Source organism: Streptomyces roseoverticillatus, assembly GCF_000719265.1.
Lineage (GTDB): Bacteria > Actinomycetota > Actinomycetes > Streptomycetales > Streptomycetaceae > Streptomyces > Streptomyces roseoverticillatus.
Window position 1 is genome coordinate 1 of record NZ_JOFL01000021.1, and the last position, 16863, is coordinate 16863.

Annotated in this window: 13 protein-coding genes and 1 pseudogene; 5 read left to right on the forward strand and 9 right to left on the reverse strand. The window is 74.6% G+C overall.

Features of this window, described 5'->3' with window-relative positions:
* Positions 1–38 precede the first annotated feature (38 nt).
* Positions 39–692 carry a response regulator transcription factor gene (locus IF61_RS0124120; protein WP_030368611.1) on the reverse strand — a complete coding sequence of 218 codons (654 nt, stop codon included), beginning with the start codon at positions 690–692 and terminating at the stop codon, positions 39–41.
* A gap of 360 nt (positions 693–1052) precedes the next feature.
* Between IF61_RS0124120 and IF61_RS36360 the strand changes: the two genes are divergently transcribed.
* Positions 1053–1220, forward strand: coding sequence for a hypothetical protein (locus tag IF61_RS36360; protein WP_169748842.1), 168 nt, complete (start codon positions 1053–1055; stop codon positions 1218–1220).
* A 91-nt stretch (positions 1221–1311) separates the two neighbouring features.
* Here IF61_RS36360 and IF61_RS0124130 read toward each other — a convergent pair whose 3' ends face one another.
* Both IF61_RS0124130 and IF61_RS0124135 read right to left on the reverse strand, forming a co-directional pair.
* On the reverse strand, positions 1312–2112 hold the full coding sequence (locus IF61_RS0124130) for an inositol monophosphatase family protein (RefSeq protein WP_030368612.1): 801 nt from the start codon (positions 2110–2112) through the stop codon (positions 1312–1314).
* A 67-nt stretch (positions 2113–2179) separates the two neighbouring features.
* A complete protein-coding gene (locus IF61_RS0124135) occupies positions 2180–3307 on the reverse strand; it encodes a ferrochelatase (protein WP_030368613.1) in 1128 nt (375 codons plus the stop codon).
* 142 nt (positions 3308–3449) lie between these two features.
* Here IF61_RS0124135 and IF61_RS0124140 point away from each other — a divergent pair, with 142 nt between their 5' ends.
* Together IF61_RS0124140 and IF61_RS0124145 are read left to right on the forward strand one after the other, a co-directional pair.
* Positions 3450–4751 (forward strand): MFS transporter, encoded by a 1302-nt coding sequence (locus tag IF61_RS0124140; protein ID WP_030368614.1) that lies wholly within the window; start codon positions 3450–3452, stop codon positions 4749–4751.
* Entirely contained in the window at positions 4681–6057 is a 1377-nt protein-coding gene (locus tag IF61_RS0124145) for a D-arabinono-1,4-lactone oxidase (RefSeq protein ID WP_030368615.1), read from the forward strand. The genes IF61_RS0124140 and IF61_RS0124145 overlap by 71 nt, the downstream gene beginning before the upstream one ends.
* Positions 6058–6219: 162 nt before the next feature.
* On the opposite strand, the gene IF61_RS32610 is transcribed toward IF61_RS0124145, so the two are convergent.
* The gene (locus IF61_RS32610; RefSeq protein WP_052392984.1) at positions 6220–7350 is read right to left on the reverse strand and encodes a hypothetical protein; all 1131 of its coding nucleotides are present in this window, start codon (positions 7348–7350) and stop codon (positions 6220–6222) included.
* Positions 7351–7698: 348 nt separating this feature from the next.
* Here IF61_RS32610 and sepH point away from each other — a divergent pair, with 348 nt between their 5' ends.
* Positions 7699–8778 (forward strand): septation protein SepH, encoded by a 1080-nt coding sequence (sepH, locus tag IF61_RS0124155; RefSeq protein ID WP_030368617.1) that lies wholly within the window; start codon positions 7699–7701, stop codon positions 8776–8778.
* A gap of 400 nt (positions 8779–9178) precedes the next feature.
* Here sepH and IF61_RS0124160 read toward each other — a convergent pair.
* A pseudogene (locus IF61_RS0124160) lies at positions 9179–9991 on the reverse strand (sulfurtransferase); the annotation flags it as partial.
* Positions 9992–10284: 293 nt separating this feature from the next.
* Between IF61_RS0124160 and IF61_RS0124165 the strand changes: the two are divergent.
* On the forward strand, positions 10285–11079 hold the full coding sequence (locus IF61_RS0124165) for a VOC family protein (protein ID WP_030368619.1): 795 nt from the start codon (positions 10285–10287) through the stop codon (positions 11077–11079).
* Here IF61_RS0124165 and IF61_RS0124170 read toward each other — a convergent pair.
* From IF61_RS0124170 to IF61_RS0124185, 4 genes are all read right to left on the reverse strand, one after another.
* A complete protein-coding gene (locus IF61_RS0124170) occupies positions 11054–11743 on the reverse strand; it encodes a thymidine kinase (RefSeq protein WP_030368620.1) in 690 nt (229 codons plus the stop codon). The two genes, IF61_RS0124165 and IF61_RS0124170, sit on opposite strands and share 26 nt — an antisense overlap.
* Positions 11744–11804: 61 nt before the next feature.
* Positions 11805–12998: an alkaline phosphatase family protein gene (locus tag IF61_RS0124175; RefSeq protein WP_030368621.1), complete on the reverse strand. Its 1194-nt coding sequence runs from the start codon at positions 12996–12998 to the stop codon at positions 11805–11807.
* Complete coding sequence (locus IF61_RS0124180; protein ID WP_030368622.1) at positions 12998–13594, reverse strand: DUF5998 family protein; 597 nt, start codon at positions 13592–13594, stop codon at positions 12998–13000. Before IF61_RS0124180 ends, IF61_RS0124175 begins: the two co-directional genes overlap by 1 nt.
* A 393-nt stretch (positions 13595–13987) precedes the next feature.
* Positions 13988–16786: a bifunctional acetate--CoA ligase family protein/GNAT family N-acetyltransferase gene (locus tag IF61_RS0124185; protein ID WP_030368623.1), complete on the reverse strand. Its 2799-nt coding sequence runs from the start codon at positions 16784–16786 to the stop codon at positions 13988–13990.
* Positions 16787–16863: the final 77 nt, after the last annotated feature.

The following is a 16863-nucleotide window of genomic DNA, read 5'->3' on the forward strand; positions in this document are numbered from 1 at the left end:
GGGTGCGGGCGCGGGGGTGGGGGTGGGGGACATCAGGGTCAGATCCGGTATCCGGAGCCCGGCACGGTGACGATCACCGGGGGCTCGCCGAGCTTGCGGCGCAGGGTCATCACGGTGACCCGGACCACGTTGGTGAAGGGGTCGGTGTTCTCGTCCCAGGCCTTCTCCAGGAGCTGCTCGGCCGAGACGACCGCGCCCTCGCTGCGCATGAGGACCTCCAGGACGGCGAACTCCTTGGGGGCGAGCTGGACCTCCCGGCCGTCGCGGAAGACCTCGCGGCGGTTGGGGTCGAGCTTGATGCCGGCGCGCTCCAGGACGGGCGGCAGGGCCACGGTCGTGCGGCGGCCGAGGGCCCGCACGCGGGCGGTGAGCTCGCTGAAGGCGAAGGGCTTGGGCAGGTAGTCGTCGGCACCGATCTCCAGGCCCTCCACGCGGTCGCTGACGTCGCCGGAGGCGGTGAGCATCAGGACTCGGGTGGGGATGCCGAGCTCGACGACCTTGCGGCAGACGTCGTCGCCGTGGACGAGGGGCAGGTCCCGGTCGAGGACGATCACGTCGTAGTCGTTGACGGCGATGCGCTCGAGGGCGGCGGCACCGTCGTACACGACGTCGACCGCCATGGCCTCCCGGCGCAGTCCGGTGGCGACGGCATCGGCGAGCAGTTGCTCGTCCTCGACGACGAGTACGCGCACGGCGTTGATCCTTCCCTTTGAGCCCGGGCGGGCAGGCTGGAGATACCCCTTGTGGGTGCCTCCATGTTGCCTCGAACCTCGGTAAACCGGCTGTAAGGGGCGCCGGGGGCGACCGGCCGGCCGGTCGTTCCGGATCGACGCCGGGCAGCGGCCCTGAGCGGTTTCCGGTCCGGTCGGGGATTGGTTCCGGACGGGAGGTTTCCCCGCGGACGGGGCTGGGGAAGACGTCTGCACACCCGCGATCACGCCCAGTGGCGGCACGCCACTACGGCACGCCCGCCCGCGCCAGGGCAGGGGCGCGATCGATTCGCCGTCGGCACACCCCCGTGCCATCGACCCACGACGAGGGGGCGCAGCACCATGGACGCGTTCACCGCTGGCATTCTGCAGCGCATAGAGACCACCCGCAGCGACCGGGACCATGCCCGCAGGCTGGGCGACGAGTACACGGCCGAGGTGGAGCAGTCCGCCCTGGACGACCTCCACCGCCTGGCCGCCGAGCACGGCGTCAAGGTCTCCGCTGCCTGATCCGGACCCGGCGGCGACGCCCCGGCACCCGCGAGGGGCCGGGGCGTCGTCATGCCCGCAGGAAGGCCGCTGAGGGCCGCGGTGGCGGTGCTCAGCCCTGCCAGGCTCCCAGCTCCTCCAGCCGCCCCTGCAGCCCCTCGAAGAGGGCGGGCGGGGCCGCCACCGTGAGCTCCGTGGAGGCGGGCTCGCCCGGGCGGCCGCCCGTCAGCGCCCCGGCCTCGCGGGCGATCAGCGCGCCCGCCGCGTAGTCCCAGGGGTTGAGGCCGCGCTCGTAGTAGCCGTCGAGCCGGCCGCAGGCCACGTCGCACAGGTCGATCGCGGCCGACCCGCCGCGCCGGATGTCGCGCACCTGCGGCAGCAGGGAGCGCAGGACCTCCGCCTGGGCGGCGCGGCGCGAGGCGAGGTAGCCGAAGCCGGTGCCGATCAGGGCCTGGTCGAGGCCGGGCGCCGGCCGTACGGCCAGCCGCCGCTCGCCCAGGTACGCGCCCTCGCCGAGCACGGCGTGATAGGTCTCGCCGCGCATCGGGGCGGCCACGACGCCGACGACGGCCTCGCCGTCGAGCTCGGCCGCTATCGACACGCACCAGGACGGCAGGCCGTAGAGGTAGTTCACGGTGCCGTCGATCGGGTCGATGACCCACCGGACGCCGGTGCTGCCCTCGCTGCTGGCGCCCTCCTCCCCCAGCAGGCCGTCGCCGGGGCGGCGCTCGGCGAGGAAGCCGGTGATCAGCTTCTCGGCGGCGATGTCCATCTCGGTGACGACGTCGATCGGGCTGGTCTTCGTCGCGGCGACCCCCAGGTCCGCCGGGCGCCCGTCGCGGAGCAGCGCCCCGGCGCGGTCGGCGGCCTCGAGGGCCACGGCCAGGAGTTCTGCCTTCAGAGTGTCGCTCACGATGCTGGTGCTCCTTGGACGGAATAGGACGGAACAGGTCTGAACCGGAGGGATCAGGGTGGAAGGGTCAGGCGTACGGGCTGTCGGCTCCGGCGGCGGCGGGGCGCGGGGCCCTGGCCGGGCAGCAGCCGACGGGGCAGAGGTCGTGCGAGGGGCCGAGGGCGCCCAGGGCGCACCGCTCGGGGTGCTCGCCGCGCTCGGTCGCGGCGCGCTCCAGGACGAGCTCGCGGACGGCGGCGGCGAAGCGGGGGTCGGCGCCGACGGTCGCCGCGCGGGCGACCGGCAGGCCGAGCTCCGCGGCCTTGGCGGCGGCCTCGGTGTCGAGGTCGTACTTGACCTCCATGTGGTCCGAGACGAAGCCGATGGGGACCATGACGACGGCGGGGACGCCGGCGGCGTGGGCGGCCTCCAGGTGGTCGCAGATGTCGGGTTCGAGCCAGGGGATGTGCGGGGCGCCGCTGCGGGACTGGTAGACGAGCTGCCAGGGGTGCTCCCGGCCGGTCTCCTCGCGGACCGCCTCCGCGATCGTGCGCGCCACGTCGAGGTGCTGGGCGACGTAGGCGCCGCCGTCGCCGTGGCCGTCCGCCGGGCCGGAGGCGTCCGCGGCGGCCGTGGGGATGGAGTGGGTGGTGAAGGCGAGGCGGGCGCCGTCGCGGACGGCCTCGGGCAGCTCGGCGAGGGCCGCGAGGACGGCGTCGGCCATGGGGCGGACGAAGCCCGGGTGGTTGAAGTAGTGCCGCAGCTTGTCGACGCGGGGCGGGGTGACGCCCTCGGCCTCCAGGGCGGCGAGCGCGTCGGCCAGGTTCTCGCGGTACTGGCGGCAGCCCGAGTACGAGGCGTAGGCGCTGGTGGCGAGGGTGAGCACGCGGCGCCGGCCGTCGGCGGCGATCTCGCGCAGGGTGTCGGTCAGGTACGGCGCCCAGTTGCGGTTGCCCCAGTAGACCGGGAGGTCGGTGCCGTGCTCGGCGAACTCCTTGCGCAGGGCGCCGAGCAGCGCCCTGTTCTGGTCATTGATCGGGCTGACGCCGCCGAAGAGGAAGTAGTGCTGCCCGACCTCCTTGAGGCGCTCGCGGGGGATGCCGCGCCCGCGCGTGACGTTCTCCAGGAAGGGGACGACGTCGTCCGGGCCCTCGGGGCCGCCGAAGGAGAGCAACAGCAGGGCGTCGTAGGGGGCGTGCGCTGGCTGATCCGACATGGGTCCGATCCTGCCACTCGTCACTGACAGGCAGGAAATGGCGGTGCGTCGCACGAACGTGCCCACGTAAGCTGTATCGGCCACGTACGTCCCTTACGGCACCCTCGATCCGTCCCGCACCCGACCTCCCTGGGAGCCGTCCTTGCCCAGTCCGTACCGCGCGATCTTCGCCGCCCCCGGCACCAAGAGCTTCTCGGCCGCCGGCCTGCTGGGCCGCATGCCGCTGTCCATGTTCGGCATCGGCGTGGTCACGATGGTCTCCCAGATCACCGGTCGCTACGGCCTGGCGGGCGCCCTCTCGGCGACCCTGGCCATCTCGGCCGCCGTGCTCGGACCGCAGATATCCAGGCTCGTCGACCGGCACGGGCAGCGCCGGGTGCTGCGCCCGGCGACGCTCCTGACCCTGGTCGCCGCCGCGGGGCTGCTGCTGAGCGCGCAGCAGCGCTGGCCGGACTGGACGCTGTTCGTCTTCTCGGCGTGCGCCGGGTGCGTGCCGAACGTGGGCTCCATGGTCCGGGCCCGCTGGGCGGCCATCTACGGCGGCAGCCCGCAGCTCCACACCGCGTACGCCTTCGAGTCCGTCGTCGACGAGGTGTGCTTCATCTTCGGCCCGATCCTGTCGATCGGGCTCTGCACGCAGTGGTTCCCCGAGGCGGGTCCGCTGCTGGCCTCCTGCTTCCTGGCGGCCGGGGTGTTCTGGCTGACCGCGCAGCACGGCACCGAGCCCGAGCCGCACCCGCAGGAGCAGCGGGCGCGCGGCGGGGCGCTGCGCTCGCGCGGCCTGCAGGTCCTCGTGGCCACGTTCGTCGCGACGGGCATGATCTTCGGCACCTGTGACGTGGTGACCGTCGCCTTCGCCGAGGAGCAGGGCCACAAGAGCATGGCGAGCCTGGTGCTCGCGACGTACGCGCTGGGCTCCTGCGCGGCGGGAGTGGTTTTCGGACTCCTGCCGCTCAAGGGGGAGATGGCCCGCCGCTGGCTCGTGGGCGTGTGTGCGATGGCCGTGAGTATGATCCCCCTCCAACTGGTCGGGAGCCTGCCGTTCCTGGCCGTGGCGCTCTTTGTCTCGGGGCTGTCGATCGCGCCGACCATGGTGACGACGATGGCCCTGGTCGAACAGCACGTACCGCGCGCGCAGCTGACCGAGGGCATGACCTGGACGAGCACGGGTCTCGCGGTCGGCGTGGCGCTGGGGTCGTCGGCCGCCGGCTGGGTGGTCGACGCCCGCGGCGCCGCCGCGGGGTACGCGGTGTCCGGGGTGGCGGGGGCGCTCGCAGCGGCGGTCGCGCTCCTGGGGTACCGCCGGCTCCGCACGCAGGCAGAGCAGCGGCCGGGGGCACCTGTGCCGCAGGCAAGGGGAGGGTCTGACGCGCATGACGGAGACGACCGGAACGACGGGCGGCACGAAGAGCGGGGCGGGCGCAGCAAGGGCGTCGTCGCCTAGGGCGACCGGGTCACCCGCCTGGCGCAACTGGGCGGGGAACGTCACCGCCCGCCCCGCGCGCACCGTGGCCCCGGCGACCGCGGGAGAGGTCGCGGCGGCGGTCGCCCGGGCCGCGTCGGACGGCCTCAAGGTGAAGGCGGCCGGCACCGGCCACTCCTTCACCGCCGCGGCCGCCACCGACGGTCTGCTGCTGCGCCCCGAGCGCCTGGCGGGCCTGCGCGCGATCGACCGCGCGGCGGGCACCGTGACGGTGGGGGCCGGCACCACGCTCCGGCAGCTGAACGAGACGCTGTCCGCGCACGGCCTGTCGCTGGCCAACATGGGCGACATCATGGAGCAGACCGTCTCCGGCGCCGTCAGCACCGGCACCCACGGCACCGGCCGCGCCTCGGCCTCCCTCTCGGCCCAGGTCCGCGGCCTGGAGCTGGTCACCGCGGACGGCTCGGTGCTGTCCTGCTCCGCGGACGAGAATCCGGAGGTCTTCGCCGCCGCCCGGCTCGGGCTCGGCGCGCTCGGCGTGATCACCGCGCTCACCTTCGCCGTCGAACCGGAGTTCCTGCTCCGGGCCCGCGAGGAGCCGATGCCGCTCGACCGGGTCACGGCAGAGTTCGACCAGCTGGTCGCCGAGAACGAGCACTTCGAGTTCTATTGGTTCCCGCACACCACCCGCTGCGTCACCAAGCGCAACAACCGCAGCGCGGGCCCCGCCGCCCCGCCCGGCCGGATCGGCGCCTTCGTCGAGGACGAGCTGCTGTCGAACGGCCTCTTCGGCGCCCTGTGCGCCGTGGGCAGCGCCGTCCCCGCCGCGATACCGGGCATCGCCCGCATCGCCGGACGCGCCCTGTCCGCCCGCGCCTACACGGACGTCCCGTACAAGGTCTTCACCAGCCCGCGCCGGGTCCGCTTCCTGGAGATGGAGTACGCGCTGCCGCGGGAGGCCGCGATCCCGGCGCTGCGCGAGCTGCGGGCCGCGATCGAGCGCTCGCGGCTGCGCGTGGCCTTCCCGGTCGAGGTCCGCACGGCCCCGGCCGACGACATACCCCTGTCCACGGCCTACGGCCGGGACACCGCCTATATAGCCGTACACATGTACAGGGGTGTCCCCTATCAGGCGTACTTCCGGGCCGCCGAGCAGATCATGACGGCCCACGGCGGACGCCCCCACTGGGGCAAGCTGCACAGCCGCGACGCGGGGCACCTCGCGGCGGCGTACCCGCGGTTCGAGGAATTCACCGCGATACGGGACCGGCTGGACCCGCAGCGCGTCTTCGGCAACGACTATCTGCGGCGGGTGCTGGGGGCGTAGGGGCCTGCGGCCGGCACGGGGTGCGTACTGGTGCAGATGCCGGTGCCGGTGCGCACCACGCCCCGTAAGGGGCGCGGGGCGGTATCGACCTGCGGCTCCGCCGCGCGGGCGCGACCAGCCGCGCACGGCCTGCAGCCGGGGAGCACCCGGCCGGGCCGTGCCCTACGAGACCGTGCCGGCCGAGGCCGGGCCGGCCGCCGCGTTCTGGCCCTGAGCCGGCGGCTTGGGCGTCGTCTGACCACCAGTGGTCCCGGCCCCGCTCGTACTGCCACCCTTGCCGTCGCCACCCGTACCGCCGTCCGGGGACGTGGACGGATTCGGCGAGGGATCCGGCTTGGTGGACGGCGTGGAGCCGCCCGAGGACGGGGACGTCGACGGCTCCGGCGACTGCTTGCCCGTATCGCCGCCGCCCTCGCGGGACGCGTCCGGGTCCGGCGTGGAGCCGGTGTCCCCGCCGGTGCGGTGCCGCTCGCTGCTGTCGCCGTCGTGGGAACGGCCGGGACCCGGGTTCCGCTCGGGCGCCGGATCCTGCTTCTTCCGGGACTTCCCGCCGTCGAAAATCTGACCGACCGTGGTCGAGCCGCCGCCGTCCGCGCTCGAACCCTTGACCAGCTCGACCGCGGTGACCGTGCCCATGGCGAGCACGAAGACCGCGCCGGCCGCGATCAGAGGGCGCTTCCAGCCGCGCACCCGGGTGCCGTGGGTCGTGGCCGGGGTGTATGGGTCGGTGTACGGGCCCGTGTGCGCGTCGGCGTGCGCGTCGCCGTACGCAAAGGGGTGTTCGTCAGCGCGCGCCCCAGGATGCGCGCCCGCGTACGCGCCGCCGGGCTCCGGCGTCTGTCGCACCGTGTGCACCAGCCGTGTCGCCGCGTCGCCGTCCGCGGCGGGCAGCAGCTGCGTCGCGTCGGCCTGCGGGAGCGCGCGGGTCGCGTCGTCGTCCGCGGCGCCCCGGCCGGCGGGCCCGGTACCCTGCGCGGCCGCGGCCGAAGCCGCACGGCTGACCGCACGGCCCGCGTCCCGCACGGGCACCTGCCGCATTTTCGGCTTCGCCGACTGCGCGGTCGCCTCGCGGAGCTGCTCCCCGGTCCGCTTGAACAAGTGCTGGAAGATCGTGCCACCGGAGGTGGCCACGACGCTCACGACACCGGCGCCGATGACCGTGCCGTACACCCCGAGCTTGCCCGCGAGCAGTGCGGCCACCACCGCCGCGAGGGCGCTGCCGGCGACCTGCGCGAGGCTCAGGTCCAGACGCTTGTTCTTCGTTTTTGCCTCGCTTTCGCCTTTGTCGTCCATCTCCTGCCTCTGTGTAGCCCTTGGGTCCGTCTTGCAGGTAGAAGAGACATTCGAGCGTAACGAACAGTTCCGATTCCGGCGATTGTGTGAACCTCGACACCCGCGCAACCGGCGCCGCGCCCGATAGGTACGATCAACTCCCTTCTCTCGCGTGAACTTCGATGGCGCGCCATTCCACCCCCAGTGGCCCGAATGGAGTACTGTGGCGAGCCCTGGCCCCGGTGTCCCGTCCGGCTGCCCGGACCCAACGGGCGGGGCCCCAGCGGCTCTCACCCCCGTCAACTCGGCAATGTTGTGGCAGGCTGCACCCGGGCAGGCCACACTCGACTAGCGGAAGCAGCGACGCACGTGACGTCGGCAGGCACCACCCGGGAGGTCCCCATGCCCGAACTGCGTGTCGTGGCCGTCTCCAACGACGGCACACGGCTGGTGCTCAAGGCTGCGGACAGCACGGAGTACACCCTTCCCATCGACGAACGGCTGCGCGCCGCGGTGCGCAACGACCGTGCTCGCCTGGGGCAGATCGAGATCGAGGTGGAGAGCCATCTCCGCCCCCGCGACATCCAGGCGCGGATACGTGCAGGGGCCTCCGCGGAGGAGGTGGCGCAGCTCGCGGGGATCCCCGTCGAGCGGGTGCGCAGGTTCGAGGGCCCGGTGCTGGCCGAGCGCGCGTTCATGGCCGAGCGCGCCCGCAAGACGGCCGTGCGCCGCCCCGGCGAGAACACCGGCCCGCTCCTCGGCGAGACGGTGGCCGAGCGGCTCATGCTGCGCGGGGCCGAGAAGGACACCGCGCAGTGGGACTCCTGGCGCCGGGACGACGGCACGTGGGAGGTCCTGCTCGTCTACCGGGCGGCAGGTGAGCCCCACGCGGCGAGCTGGTCGTACGACCCGCCGAGGCGGATCGTTCAAGCGATGGACGACGAGGCCCGCGCGCTCATCGGCGAGACCGACGACACGCCCGAGCCGAGCTTCCCGTTCGTGCCCCGGATCGCGCGGCTGCCCCGGGACCGGCCCCTCGACCGGTCGCTGGACCGGCAGCAGGCGTCGTCCGGCCCGCCGGCCCCGCCGGAGCCGGAGGCCGAGCCCGCAGAGGAGCCCGGAAAAGAGCGGGATTCGCTGACGAGCCTGCTCGAAGCGGTGCCCAGTTTCCGCGGTGACATGGTCGTGCCCGAAACGGCCTCGGCCGCGCAGGCCGCTGACGAACCGTCCGAGGTGCCGGAGGCCGTCGAGCCGCCGGCACCGGCCGCGAGTGCGGGTGCCGCGTACGCGGACGTCCTCATGCCGCGGTCCGTGGCCGGTCACCGCGACCGGCTGGTCGGCACGACGGACCGTCAGGCCGAGGCGGACGGGGTCCGGCCGGGCCGGCGTGCGGCGGTCCCCAGCTGGGACGAGATCGTCTTCGGCACCCGCCGCAAGAAACAGGAGTAATCGCTACGGCAGTGACTCCCCGTCAGGCTCCCGGGCCCGCCCGGGGGCGCCGACGGCAGCGCGCCCGAGCCGGAGCCCGGCCGGAAGACCGTACGCGCGGCCGGCTAGGCACCGCCGGTCCGCGCCACGGGGGTTCCTCGCCGTCGCGGCGGAAGAAAATCCGGGCGCCCGGCACCATGTCCCCGCCGCAACGGCACCGGGCCGCGATGGCGCCTGCGGCGCGGCCTTCCCACGCCGCAGGCCCTCCGAGCCACAGCACAGGGCGGATGCGGATAGATTCCTCACCACCGCCGCGGAAGGAAACCCGTGCGCCCGGCACCACGTCCCCGCCGCAACGGCACCGGGCCGCGATGGCGCCTGCGGCGCGGCCTTCCCACGCCGCAGGCCCTCCGAGCCACAGCACAGGGCGGATGCGGATAGACGACCACTCGCTCCACGAGCCGACGTACAGCGCCGCCGGAACACCCGCCACGGCCAGCGCCAGCAGCTCCTGCGCCGCGGAGACGCCCGAGCCGCAGTAGACGCCCACCTCGGTGCCCTCCACGGCCCCCAGCGCGGTGAAGCGGGCCGCCAGTTCGGCGGCGGGGCGCAGCCGCCCGTCGGCGGCCACGTTCTCCGCGGTGGGGGCGGAGACCGCGCCCGGAATGTGGCCCGCGACGGCGTCGATCGGCTCCACCTCGCCCCGGTAGCGCTCCCCCGCCCGGGCGTCCAGCAGCAGCCCGCGGCGGGCCAGCGCCGCCGCGCCGTCCGCGTCGAGCAGCGGCAGCGCCCCCGGCGCCGGGACGAAGTCGCCCTCGCGGACGGCCGTCCGCTCGTCCGTGACCGGCCCGCCCCGCGCCCGCCAGGCGGCGAGTCCGCCGTCGAGGACCCGTACGGACGGGTGCCCGGCCCAGCGCAGCATCCACCACGCCCGCGCGGCCGCCCAGCCCTGGCCCCCGTCGTAGACGACGACGTCGCCGCCGGATCCGACGCCGGCCGCGCGCATCGCCGCGCCGAAGACCGCGAGGTCCGGCAGCGGGTGCCGGCCCTCCTTCCCCGCGGGCCCGGCGAGCTCGCCCTCCAGGTCCACGTAGACCGCGCCGGGGATATGCCCCGCCTCGTACTCCGGCCGCCCGGGCGGGCCCCCGAGCTGATAGCGGACGTCCAGCAGGACCGGCGGCTGCCCGCTCGCCGAGGCGTCCATGAGTTCGACTGCGCTGATGATGGCATTCATGGACCCCATCCTGACGTAGTCGGACGTGCGGTCAACGGGCCTCTGGCGAGGTCGCGTACACCTGATCGATACTGGGCGCGCCTGCCCGCCGCGGCCCGTGCGGGCGCCGGAACGGTACTGCCCCGCGATTGCGGGCATTCTCCTGCGGGAACCCGGGAATCCCGGCGCGGCCGGGGGGCGCGTGACGGCAGGTGGTGCAACCATCTGGTCGTGCCCCGTCCCGTACCACCCCCGCGCGCCGCGAGCCCGGCGCGGGACGCGCGGCCACCACGATGGTCCGAGGAGAGAGTGACATGACCGAGGTTTGGGGCTCCCCCCGGCCAGGAGCACGTGAGGGCCGGCGCGCGCCGGGCACCCCGTGCTGGACGAGTCTCCTGGCGCACGACCTGGAGTCGATCCAGGACTTCTACGGTGGTCTGTTCGGCTGGTCCTTCTACAGCCCCGGACCGCGCCAGCTGGGGCCCTACGTCCGCGCCACGGTCGACGGCCGGGACGTGGCCGGCCTCGGGGAGCTCGCGCCCGGCGTGCGGCTGGCGACCGCCTGGACCACGTACCTCGCCAGCGACGACGCCGACGAGGCCGCGGAGTGGATCCGCTGTCTCGGCGGCACGGTCGGGGTGGGCCCGCTGTCCGCGGAGGACGCGGGGCGGCTGGTGCTCGCCAGCGACCCGGCGGGGGCGCCGTTCGGCGTGTGGCAGGGCCAGGAGCTGACCGGCGCGCAGCTGACGGGCGTGCCGGGCACGCCCGCGTGGCACGAGCTGGTGACCCGCCGGGCATCCGCCGTCGTCGGCTTCTACCGGGCCCTGTTCGGGTACGACGTCAAGCCGGCGGACGCGGAGACCAGCGACTATCTGACGCTGCAGCTCGGCGACCGGCCGGTCGCGGCGATCCGCGGGGCCGGGCCCCGTCTGCAGGGCCCGCACTGGATGACGTACTTCGAGGTCGCGGACACCGACGCCGCGGCGCTGCGCGTGGTGGAGCTGGGGGGTCAGGTGCTGCGGCCGCCGCACGAGGGGCCGGCCGGGCAGGTGGCCACGGTCGCCGACCCGGAAGGGGCGGTCTTCACTCTGCTGCGGACAGTCCGCTGACGGGGTCGCCCACGGAGTCGGGGTCCACGGGCAGCACGTCGGGCGAGAGCGCCGCGGCGCGGGCCGCGGCGGCCGTCAGCCTGCGGCGGTGGTGGCGCCGGCACAGCACTTCGTAACCGACCACGGTCTCGGGCTGGTTGACGTCGCCGACGACCACCTGCGCGCCCTCGACCACCATCTGGCCGCCCACCGTGCGGGCGTTGTGCGTGGCCCGCGCGCCGCACCAGCACAGCGCCTCGACCTGCAGCACCTCGATGCGGTCGGCGAGTTCGACCAGGCGCTGGGAGCCGGGGAAGAGCTTGGTGCGGAAGTCGGTGGTGATGCCGAAGGCGAAGACGTCGAGTTCGAGGTCGTCGACGATCCTCGCGAGCTGGTCGACCTGGCCGGGGTCGAGGAACTGCGCCTCGTCGGCTATGACGTAGTCGGCGCGGCCGCCCGCGGAGAGGTGGGCGACGATGTGCGCGTAGAAGTCGAACCCCTCGCCCGCCTCGACGGAGTCGGTGACCAGACCGAGCCGCGAGGACAGCTTGCCCGTGCCGGCGCGGTCGTTGCGGGTGTAGATCATCCCTTGCAGGCCGCGGGCCGAGCGGTTGTGCTCGATCTGCAGAGCGAGGGTGCTCTTTCCGCAGTCCATCGTTCCGGAGAAGAACACCAGCTCGGGCATGGGGAAGCCAATGCCTTTCATAGGTCGGGGCGTTGTGGGGGGTGGTGGGGCGTACGGACGTTCAGGGTCGCACTTCGAGGAGCGGCACGAGCTGCTCCACGGGCGTCATGGAGCCGTGCAGCCCCACCATCGCGGACTCGTTCGGCTCGGTCTCGGTGGCGACGATCGCGATGTCGTCGCGGGCGGCGGCGACCACGTCACCGATCCGGCCGTAGACGCGGTCGTCGACGCCCTCGCCGGGCCGGCCGAACCAGCCGGCCTCGATCGCCTCGTCGCGGCTCGCGATCCACATCTGCTCGCCCAGCACCTCCCGCCACACGGCGAGGACGTCGGCGGCGGCGCCGGGCACGGCGTAGACGTGGCGGGCGCGCGCCTCGCCGCCGAGCAGGGCGACGCCCGCGCGGAGCTCCCAGTCCTCGTCGAAGTCGATGCGCGACTCCGGGTCGAACGGGATGTCGATCATGCCGTGGTCGGCGGTGACGTACAGGGCGGAGCGGGGCGGCAGCTGCTCGGCGAGGCGCTGGGCGAGGCGGTCGACGTACATCAACTGGCCGCGCCACTCGTCGGAGTCGACGCCGAAGCGGTGCCCCTTGCCGTCGACGTCGCTGTAGTACGTGTAGACGAGCGAGCGGTCCGCGGCGCCGAGCCGGTCGGCGGCGAGGTCCATCCGCTCCTCCCCGGAGAGCCGGCCGTGGAAGGTGCCGCCGCTCAGCGCGATCTTCGTCAGCGGGGTGTGCTGGAAGTCCGGGGCGGAGACCTGGCAGGTGTGCACGCCGGCCGCGTCCGCGAGCTGGAAGACCGTGGGGTACGGCTGCCAGGCGTGCGGATCGGTCCAGGGGCGCCAGCGCAGCTGGTTCATCAGCTGCCCCGTGGCCGGGTCGGCCACCGTGTAGCCGGGCAGGCCGTGGGCGCCCGGCGGCAGGCCCGTGCCCACCGAGGCCAGGGAGGTGGCCGTGGTGGACGGGAAGCCCGCGGTCAGCGGGTTCGAGCCGGTCGTCAGCGAGTGCAGGAACGGCGCCTCGTCGGGATGGGCGCGCAGCAGCTCCCAGCCGAGACCGTCGATCAGGAACACGCACACGCGGTCGGCCGGGGTGAGCTCCAGGCCCGTGGAGAAGCCCGGGACCCCCATGCCCGCCACGGCGGCCGGCAGCAGATCGGCCAGCGAGCCCGTGCCGTAGCGGGGCAGCGGGGCCGAGCGGGGGTCGAGAGGGGCGGGCTCGTGCCAGGCGGAGCCCGCCGTCATCGGATGGGACATCAGCGGGCGGTCGCCGCGGTCGCCGCAGTGGCTTCGGAGAGCGCCTGGGCGAAGGCCAGGGTCTGGCGGACGGTGTCCGGGCCGTCGCCGGCCTCGCTGACGCGCAGGCTCAGGTCGTCGGCCGTGGAGGAGCCGGTGTAGCCGTGGTCGGCGTCGCAGTTGGGGTCGCCGCAGGCCGCGGGCTCCAGGTCGATCCGGGACACCGCGCCCCAGCCGATGTTCAGCACGACCTCGCGGGGCAGGGTGCCCGGCGTGTACGACTCGGGGTTGGCGACGACGCGGCTCAGCACGACCGAGGAGATCCGCTCCAGCTTCACGGACTCCGTGGAGGTGGTGGCGTACGGGGACGGCGACGTGCCGTCGGCGGCCTGCTCGTCGGTGTGGCTGACGATGAAGCGGGTGCCGGTGAGGACGAGGACCGTGACGTGGCGGCGCACCTCGTTGGAGTCGAACGTCGTCTCCTGGTGCACCAGGTACGACACGACCGGCTCCCCGCCCACTGCGGCCTCCACCGCCTCGGCCACGAGGGCCGGGTAGTAGCCGCTGCGCTCGATCGCCGCGCGCAGCCCTTGGGTCGTCGTACCGGTCTTCGCCATAAGCCCATCCTAAGGGGCCCACGGGCCCCGGCCGCCCGATGCGCCCGCCCCGGCCCCGGCCGCGCACCCCCGATGGGACAGGCATCACACGGAGCCCTCCGTTCCGCCCCGACCGGTCGCCTGAGAGCCCCGCCTCTCCCTCCCGCCGCCACGGCGAGAAACCCCCGCGGCGCGGACCGGCGGGGCCGAACCGACCGCGAGCGGGGCCGGGCCACCACACCGGAGGCGGGACGGCACCGCCGAATCGCGCCGTCGTGGCTGAGCACCACTGCGGCGGGGACGAGCGCCGCGGCCACTACAGACGGGGCTCGCCCCCACTCCCGCCGCCACGGCGAGGAACCCCCGCGGTGCCGGGCGCCGGCACGCCGGGTGCAGCCCGGTGGTCTGTTGCTGTCAGACCACCGGCAGGCTGCGCGGCCCCAGATCCGTGCGCGCCGGCGCCGGCGAGAGGCGGATCGTGGCGCCGAGGACGTGGACGCCATGAGGCGCGACGATCACCGGTTCCAGGTCGGCGCCGACGACCTCCGGGTGGTCGTCGACCAGCCGGGAGACCCGTAGCAGGAGCTCCTCCAGCGCCCGCGTGTCCACCGGAGTCGCCCCGCGCCAGCCGAACAGCAGCGGCGCGGTGCGGATCGAGCGGATCTGCTCGGCGGCGTCCCGGTCGGTCACGGGGACGAGCCGGTGCGCGGTGTCGCCGAGCAGCAGCGACGGCGCCCCCGCGAGCCCGAAGGAGAGGACCGCGCCCGCCGCCGGATCGATCGCCGCCCGGACGACCGTGTCGACGCCGCGCGGCGCCATGGACTGGACGACGAGCCGGGTCTCCTCGGGCTTGCCGAGGAGCTCGGACAACTCGGCGTACGCGCGGCGCAGTTCCGTCTCGCCGCCGAGGTCGAGCCGGACGCCTCCGAGGTCGGCGCGGTGGCGCAGGTGCGGGGCGGTGGGCTTGAGGGCGACGGGGAAGCCGAGCCGCCCGGCCGCGCGGACCGCGCTGTCGGGGTCGGGCGCCGGCAGGGCGGGCATCACGGCGATCCCGTACCGGGCGAGGAGCCGCTGCGTGTCGGGCGCGGAGAGGGTGACCGCACGGGGCCCCTCGGGCGGCGGTGCCAGGACGGCCCCGTGGGCCTCCAGGAGGACCTCGATGTCCGCGGCGGCGCCCGCCTCGTCGATGTCGTCGTACTCCGGCACCCGCCCCGGCTCGGCCGCCAGCCGCCGCCAGCGTGCGTACCGCGCGGCCTCGGCGAGGGCCCGGACGGCCCGCTCGGCGGCGGGGTATGCGGGGATCCGCACCGCCGCTCCCCCGGCGTCCGCATCCGCATCCGCGCCCGGCGCCGCCGCGAGGGCCTCCGCGAGCCCGGGGATCTCCAGGTGCACGACGGTGACCGGCTTCGCGGCGGGCGAGGCCGCGACGGCCTCCCGGAGCGCCCCGGCGAGGTCCGCCGCGGAGGCGTCCCCGACCCACGGGATGGCGGTGACGACGACGGCGTCGCACTCCTCGTCCGCGAGGGCCCCGGCGAGCGCCCGGCGGAAGTCGGCGGGCTGGGCGCCGGTGGTCAGGTCGTACGGCGGCTGGGGCCGCAGCCCGTCCGTGAGGCAGGCGTCGTAGGTGAGCAGGGCGAGGGACTCGGAGTTGCCGAGGATGGCGACGCGCGGGCCCGCGGGCAGCGGCTGGGAGGCGAGGAGCAGCCCCGTATCGGCGAGCTCGGTGACCGTGTCGACGCGGATGACGCCGGCCTGCCGGAGCAGGTCGGAGACGGTGGCGTCGGGGATCCGGGTGCTGGGGACGGCGTGCCCGGTGGGCGCGGCGCCGCCGTGCCGGGCGCCTTTGACGACGACGACCGGCTTGCGGGCGGCCGTGCGCCGCGCGAGCCGTGTGAACTTGCGGGGATTGCCGATGGACTCCAGGTACATGAGCACGAGGTCGGTGTCGGGGTCGTCGTGCCAGTACTGCAGGAAGTCGTTGCCGGAGACGTCCGCGCGGTTGCCGGCGGAGACGAAGGAGGAGATGCCGACGAGCCCGGCGGCGCGCCGGTGCAGCCCGGACAGCAGGGCGATGCCGATGGCTCCGGACTGGCTGAAGAGCCCTATGCGCCCGGCGGCGGGCAGCTCGGGCGACAGGGAGGCGTTCAGGCGGACGCCGGCGGCGGTGTTGATGAGCCCGAAGGCGTTGGGCCCGATGATGCGCATCCCGTACGAGCGGGCCTGGCGCACCAGCTCGCGCTGCCGGTGGCGCCCGTCGGCGCCGCTCTCGCCGTACCCGGCGGAGAGGACGACGAGCCCCTGGACGCCGTGCTCACCGCACTCGGCGACGACGGAGGGCACCTGCTCGGCGGGCACGGCGACGACGGCGAGGTCGACGGGCCCGGGGATGCCGAGGACGGAGCGGTGGGCCGGCACGCCCTCGGGTTCGAGCCGGGCGGCCTCCTCGGGGAAGGCGTGGTTGACCGCGTGCACCCGCCCGGTGAAGCCGCCGGCCAGAAGGTTGCGCAGGACGGTGCGCCCCATGCCGCCGGGGGCCCGGCCGGTGCCGATGACGGCGACGGAGCCGGGCGCGATCAGCCGCTGGACCGAGCGGGCCTCGGCGCGCTGCTCGCGGGCCCGCTGGACGGCGAGGGAACGGTCGGTGGGCTCCAGATCCAGCTGGAGGCGGACGACGCCGTCCTCGAAGCTGCGCTTCTGGGTGTAGCCCGCGTCCGTGAACACCTTGATCATCTTGGTGTTGGCGGGCAGCACCTCGGCGGTGAAGCGCCGGATGCCGCGCTCGCGGGCCACGGCCGCGATGTGCTCCAGAAGGGCGGAGGCGACGCCGCGGCCCTGGTGGGCGTCCTGCACGAGGAAGGCGACCTCGGCCTCGTCGGCGGGCCCGGACGCCGGCAGGCCGCGGCCGTCGACGCGGTCGTAGCGGACGGTGGCGATGAACTCGCCGCCGACGGTGGCGGCGAGGCCGACCCGGTCCACGTAGTCGTGATGGGTGAAGCGGTGCACGTCCCGGTCGGAGAGGCGGGGGTAGGGGGCGAAGAAGCGGTAGTACTTCGACTCGTCCGAGACCTGCTCGTAGAAGCTCACCAGCCGCTGCGCGTCGTCCGGTGCGATGGGGCGCAGGTGGGCGGTGCCGCCGTCGCGCAGGACGACGTCGGCTTCCCAGTGGGCGGGGTACGCGTGCTCGTGCCCGGACTGCGCCGGCGTCGTCTGCATGGGGCCAGCGTAAGGCCGGGCACCGACAACGAGGGCGCGGCGCCGGAGCACTCCCGGCACCGTGCGACACTGGTCTA

Bases quoted from the DNA above. Each gene is read 5' to 3' on its own strand.
- IF61_RS36360 (WP_169748842.1), top strand. From the start codon at position 1,053: ATGGACGCGTTCACCGCTGGCATTCTGCAGCGCATAGAGACCACCCGC.
- IF61_RS0124135 (WP_030368613.1), bottom strand. From the start codon at position 3,307: ATGTCGGATCAGCCAGCGCACGCCCCCTACGACGCCCTGCTGTTGCTC.
- IF61_RS0124145 (WP_030368615.1), top strand. From the start codon at position 4,681: ATGACGGAGACGACCGGAACGACGGGCGGCACGAAGAGCGGGGCGGGC.
- IF61_RS32610 (WP_052392984.1), bottom strand. From the start codon at position 7,350: ATGGACGACAAAGGCGAAAGCGAGGCAAAAACGAAGAACAAGCGTCTG.
- IF61_RS0124165 (WP_030368619.1), top strand. From the start codon at position 10,285: ATGACCGAGGTTTGGGGCTCCCCCCGGCCAGGAGCACGTGAGGGCCGG.
- IF61_RS0124170 (WP_030368620.1), bottom strand. From the start codon at position 11,743: ATGCCCGAGCTGGTGTTCTTCTCCGGAACGATGGACTGCGGAAAGAGC.
- IF61_RS0124175 (WP_030368621.1), bottom strand. From the start codon at position 12,998: ATGTCCCATCCGATGACGGCGGGCTCCGCCTGGCACGAGCCCGCCCCT.
- IF61_RS0124180 (WP_030368622.1), bottom strand. From the start codon at position 13,594: ATGGCGAAGACCGGTACGACGACCCAAGGGCTGCGCGCGGCGATCGAG.
- IF61_RS0124185 (WP_030368623.1), bottom strand. From the start codon at position 16,786: ATGCAGACGACGCCGGCGCAGTCCGGGCACGAGCACGCGTACCCCGCC.